General features: G+C 70.7%; 1 protein-coding gene. It reads right to left on the reverse strand.

Annotation, left to right across the window (positions count from 1 at the left end):
- A partial coding sequence (locus CRP51_RS27790; protein WP_141514703.1) for a non-ribosomal peptide synthetase occupies positions 1 to 5,136 on the reverse strand: 5,136 nt, incomplete at both ends.

A 5,136-nucleotide genomic window follows, 5' to 3' on the forward strand; every position in this document is an offset into this window, starting at 1 on the left:
GCGTCGGTGAGGATGTGGGTGGTGCGTTCGGTCGGGTAGTCCGGGTCCAACGGCAGATACGCCGCGCCGCTCTTCAGCACGCCGAGGAGTGCGGTGACGGCCTCTGTTCCTCGGGGCATGTCGACGGCGACGAACCTCTCCGGACCGGCGCCCTGCTTGCGCAGCCAGCGGGCGATCTGGTTGGCCCGCGCGTTCAACTCGGCATAGCTCAGACGCTCGTTCGCGTCGACCAACGCGATCGCGTCGGGCGCCGCCGCCACCCGTTCCTCGAACAACGCGACCACGTCCACCGGCGGCGTTTCCAGGTGTGGTCGTCCGTTCCACTCCTCCAGGAGCCTTCGCCTCTCCGCCCCCGTGAGGATGTCGATCTCGGTGACGGGCAGGTCGGGGCGCGCGGCGGCCGTGGTCAGGAGGTGGATCAGGCGGTCCACGAGGGACTGGGCCGTCTCGTGGTCGAACAGGTCCGTGCTGAAGGTCAGGGACCCGCTGATCCCGGCGGGCGTGCCCTCGGGGTCACGCTTCTCCGCCAGCCCCAGGGAGAGGTCGAACTTCGAGAGCGACCGTTTGATCCTGATCTCCTGGGCCTCCACCCCCGGAAGGCGAAGGATCTCGCCGTGTTCCGTCCGGTCCTCGGTGTTGTTGAGGGTGAGAAGGACCTGGAAGAGGGGGTGGTGGGCGAGGGTGCGGGTGGGGTTGAGGTGTTCGACGAGGCGTTCGAAGGGGAGGTCCTGGTGGGCGTAGGCGTCGAGGTCGGTGTCGCGGACGCGGTTCAGTAGCTGGCGGAAGGTGGGGTTGCCGCTGGTGTCGGTGCGCAGGACGAGGGTGTTGACGAAGAAGCCGACGAGGTCGTCGGTGGCTTCGTCGGTGCGTCCGGCGATGGGGGCGCCGATGGGGATGTCGGTGCCGGCGCCGAGGCGGGTGAGGAGGGTGGCCAACGCGGCCTGGAGCACCATGAACAGGCTGGCACCGTTCTGCTGGGCCAACGTGGTCAGCTCGCGGTGGAGCGCGGGGGGCAGGGTGAAACCGAGCGAGTCGCCGACGTGGCTGGCGACGGCGGGTCGGGGGCGGTCGGTGGGGAGGGGGATCTGTTCTGGCAGGTCGGCCAGTGTCTGGGTCCAGTAGGTGAGTTGTCGGGTGGCGAGGCTGTCGGGGTGGTCGGTGGTGCCGAGGGTGTCGTGTTGCCAGAGGGCGTAGTCGGCGTACTGGACGGGCAGGGGGTGCCAGGCGGGGGCGCGGTGGTGGAGGCGTGCGGTGTAGGCGGTGGTCAGGTCGCGGGCGAGGGGGCCCATGGACCAGCCGTCACCCGCGATGTGGTGCAACACCAGCAGCAGCACGTGCTCGTCTTCCGACAGCCGGAACAGCCACGCGCGCAACGGGAGTTCGGAGGACAGGTCGAAGCAGTGGCGGGCCGTTCCCGTGAGTTCCGACTGGAGGTCGCCCGGCCGTTCGGTCAGGTCGACGAGCGCGCACTCGGGCCGTGCCCGCTCCGCAGGCAGCACGCGCTGCCGGGCCTGGGAGCGGGTGCCCTGTTCGTAGACGGTGCGCAGGGTCTCGTGGCGGGTGGTCAGATCGTGCAGCGCGTGGCGCATGGCACGGTGGTCGAGTGCCCCGGTGAGGCGCAGCGCGGCGGAGATGTTGTAGGTGGGGGAGGGGCCTTCGAGCTGGTGGAGGAACCACAGGCGCTGCTGGGCGTAGGACAGCGGGACGTGCTCGGGCCGTTCTCGGGCGGTGAGCGGGGCGCGAACGCCCTCGGTGCCCCCGAGGGAAGCGGTGAGGCCGGCGACGGTCGGGGTCTCGAAGAGCTGGCGGATGGACAGCTCGGTGTTGAGGGTGGTGCGGATGCGGCTGACGAGGCGGGTGGCGAGGAGGGAGTGCCCGCCCAGGCGGAAGAAGTCGTCGTCGATGGTCACCTGGGGGACGTCGAGCACGTCGGCGTAGAGGCCGCACAGGATCTCCTCGTGCGGGGTGCGCGGCGCCCGTCCGGTCGGGCGGTCCCCGTAGACGGGCGCCGGCAGGGCCCGTCGGTCCAGCTTGCCGTTGAGCGTCAGGGGAAGCGTGTCGAGGGCGACGAACGCCGAGGGCACCATGTACTCCGGCAGCTCCGCCGCCACGTGCGCGCGCAGCGTCTCCTCCGCGACCGACGTTCCCGTCACGGTGTACGCGACCAGACGCTTGTCACCCGGCCGGTCCTCGCGGAGGACGACCGCGGCCTCGGCGATGTCGGGGAGTGATGTCAGCACGGCCTCGATCTCGCCGGGTTCCACCCGGAAGCCGCGGAGCTTGACCTGATCGTCGACCCGGCCGAGGAACTCCAGTTGGCCGTCCCGCCGCCACCGGGCGATGTCGCCGGTGCGGTACATGCGGGTGCCGGGAGCGCCGTGCGGGTCGGCGACGAAGCGGTGTGCCGTGAGCTCGCGGCGGTTGAGGTAGCCGCGGGCCACGCCGGATCCCGCGATGTACAGCTCACCGCCGGTGCCGGGTGGCACCGGCCGGAGCCGGCCGTCCAGCACGTACAGGCGGGTGTTCCACAGCGGGCGGCCGATGGGAACGGTGCCGCGCGGGTGCGGTGCGTCCGGCCCCATCGGGTTGACGGCGGAGAAGACGGTGGTCTCCGTCGGACCGTACTCGTTCGCGACGACGGTTCCCGGGCACGCCTCCCTCACCCGGCGTACGGCGGTGGGCGAGACGACGTCACCGCCGGCCCAGATCTCCCGGACACCGCTGAAGCACTCGGGGCGCTCCTCCGCCAGCACGCGGAAGAAGCCCGCGCTGACGAACATCGCGGTCACGCCCTGCTCCGTGATGACCCCGGCGAAGTCGCCGGGGCTGAGGTGCCCGGCCGGGGCCACCACGATCCGGCCGCCCGTGAGCAGGGGCGTCCACATCTCGAAGGTGGAGGCGTCGAACGAGTAGGGGGAGTGCATCAGCACACGCCCGTGGTTGCCGGCCCGCCAGTGCCGGTCCGCCGCGAGGTGCACGACGTTGTGGTGGGTGTTGGCGACGCCCTTGGGCGTGCCGGTGGACCCGGAGGTGTACATGACGTAGACGAGCTGTTCGGCGTCGGTCCGCACCGCGGGGTTGGTCTCGGGCTCATCGTCCGACCATGAGGCGTCCCGGTCCACCCGCAGTACCGGGATGTCGACCGAGAAGCCGAACTCGTCCTCGTCGCGGTCGGTGAGCAGGGCCAGGGCAGCGGTGTCCCGCAGGATCCACGTGGAGCGACTGGCGGGTTGCTGGGGGTCCAGCGGTACATAAGCGCCGCCCGCCTTGAGGACGGCCAGGCTCGACACGACCAGGTCGATCGAACGTTCCTGGAGAACGGCGACCCTGTCCTCCGGGAGCAGCCCGAGCAGGAGCAGACGGTGGGCGAGGCGGTTCGCCCGGACGTTGAGCTGCCCGTAGGTCAGCGCCTCGTCTCCGGCGACGACGGCCACGGCGTCCGGGGTTCGCGCCGCCCACTCCTCGAACAGGGCGTGCACGCTCGAAGTCGCCGGATAGTCGACGGCGGTGTCGTTCCACAGGGTCAGCAGCTCGTGCCGCTCGGAGTCGTCGAGGATGTCGACGGCGTCCACCGGCTGGTCGGGGTCCGCGGTGATACCGTCCAGCAGCCGCACCAGACGGGCGGCCAGGGAATGCGCCGTCGTCGACTCGAAGACGTCCGTGCTGAACTCCAGCGCACCGTTCAGACCGTTGGCCGTGCCCTCCGCGTCACGGGACTCCTTGAAGGAGAAGGCCAGGTCGAACTTGGACACACCCGTCCCCGCCGGCTCCAGCGCGGCGCGGAGTCCTGGCATCTCGGCCACCGTGCCCTGGGCGTCCTGGTCGGTGTTGTTGAGGGTGAGCATGACCTGAAAGAGGGGGTGGTGGGCGAGGCTGCGGGTGGGGTTGAGGTGCTCGACGAGCCGTTCGAAGGGGAGGTCCTGGTGGGCGTAGGCGTCGAGATCGGTGTCGCGGACGCGGTCCAGCAGCTCGCGGAAGGTGGGGTTGCGGCTGGTGTCGGTGCGCAGCACGAGAGCGTTCACGAAGAAGCCGACGAGGTCGTCGGTGGCCTCGTCGGTGCGCCCGGCGATGTCCGTGCCGATGGGAATGTCGGTGCCGGCGCCCAGCCGGGTGAGGAGCGTGGCCAACGCCGCCTGGAGCACCATGAAGACGCTCGTGTGTGAGTGCCGGGCCAGGTCGGCGATGCGCCGGTGCAGCGTGGCGGGGATGGCGACGGGAACGGTGTCGCCCCGGTAGGAGGCGGTCGCCGGGTGGGGTCGGTCGGTGGGGAGTTCGAGCTTCTCCGGCAGGCCGGCGAGTGCCCTGGTCCAGTAGGTGAGCTGCCGGGCCGCCACGCTGTCGGGGTGGTCGGTGGTGCCGAGGACCTCGTGCTGCCAGAGCGCGTAGTCGGCGTACTGGATGGGGAGCGGCTGCCAGGCGGGGGCTGCGCCGTCGCGACGTGCGGTGTAGGCGGTGGTCAGGTCCCGGGTGAGAGGGCCGACGGACCAGGCGTCGCCGGCGATGTGGTGAAGCAGCAGAAGAAGAACGTGCGCGTCGTCCGCCAGCCGGAAGAGCGTCGCGCGGAGGGGGATTTCCGACGTCAGGTCGAACGGGTGGTGGGCGGCCCGCTCAACGCGGGCGGGGAGGTCACCCTCGTCGACCTCGATCACGGGCACCACGACGGTTGCCTCGGCGGCGGGCACGATGACCTGGTGTGCGCCCCGGTCGTCGTGCGCGTAGCGGGTGCGGAGGGTCTCGTGACGCGCGACGACGTCGTTGAGCGCGGCGGTGAGCGCGTGGTGGTTGAGTTCCCCGGTGAGCCAGAGCTTGCCCGGCATGTTGTAGGTGGGGGTGGGGCCTTCGAGTTGGTGGAGGAACCAGAGGCGTTGTTGGGCGTGGGAGAGGGGGATGCGGTCGGGGCGTTCGCGGGGGGTGAGGGGGGCGCGGGCGGTTTCCGCCTGGTCGAGTGTGGTGCTGAGTTGGGCGATGGTGGGGGTCTGGAAGAGTTGTCGGATGGGGAGTTCGGTGCCCAGGGTGGTGCGGATGCGGCTGACGAGGCGGGTGGCGAGGAGGGAGTGTCCGCCGAGGTGGAAGAAGTCGTCGTCGATGGTGATGTGGGGGATGTTGAGGATGTCGGCGTAGAGGCCGCAGAGGATT

Origin of the sequence: Streptomyces zhaozhouensis (assembly GCF_900230195.1) — a bacterium.
In the GTDB taxonomy this organism is placed as follows: Bacteria; Actinomycetota; Actinomycetes; order Streptomycetales; family Streptomycetaceae; genus Streptomyces; species Streptomyces zhaozhouensis.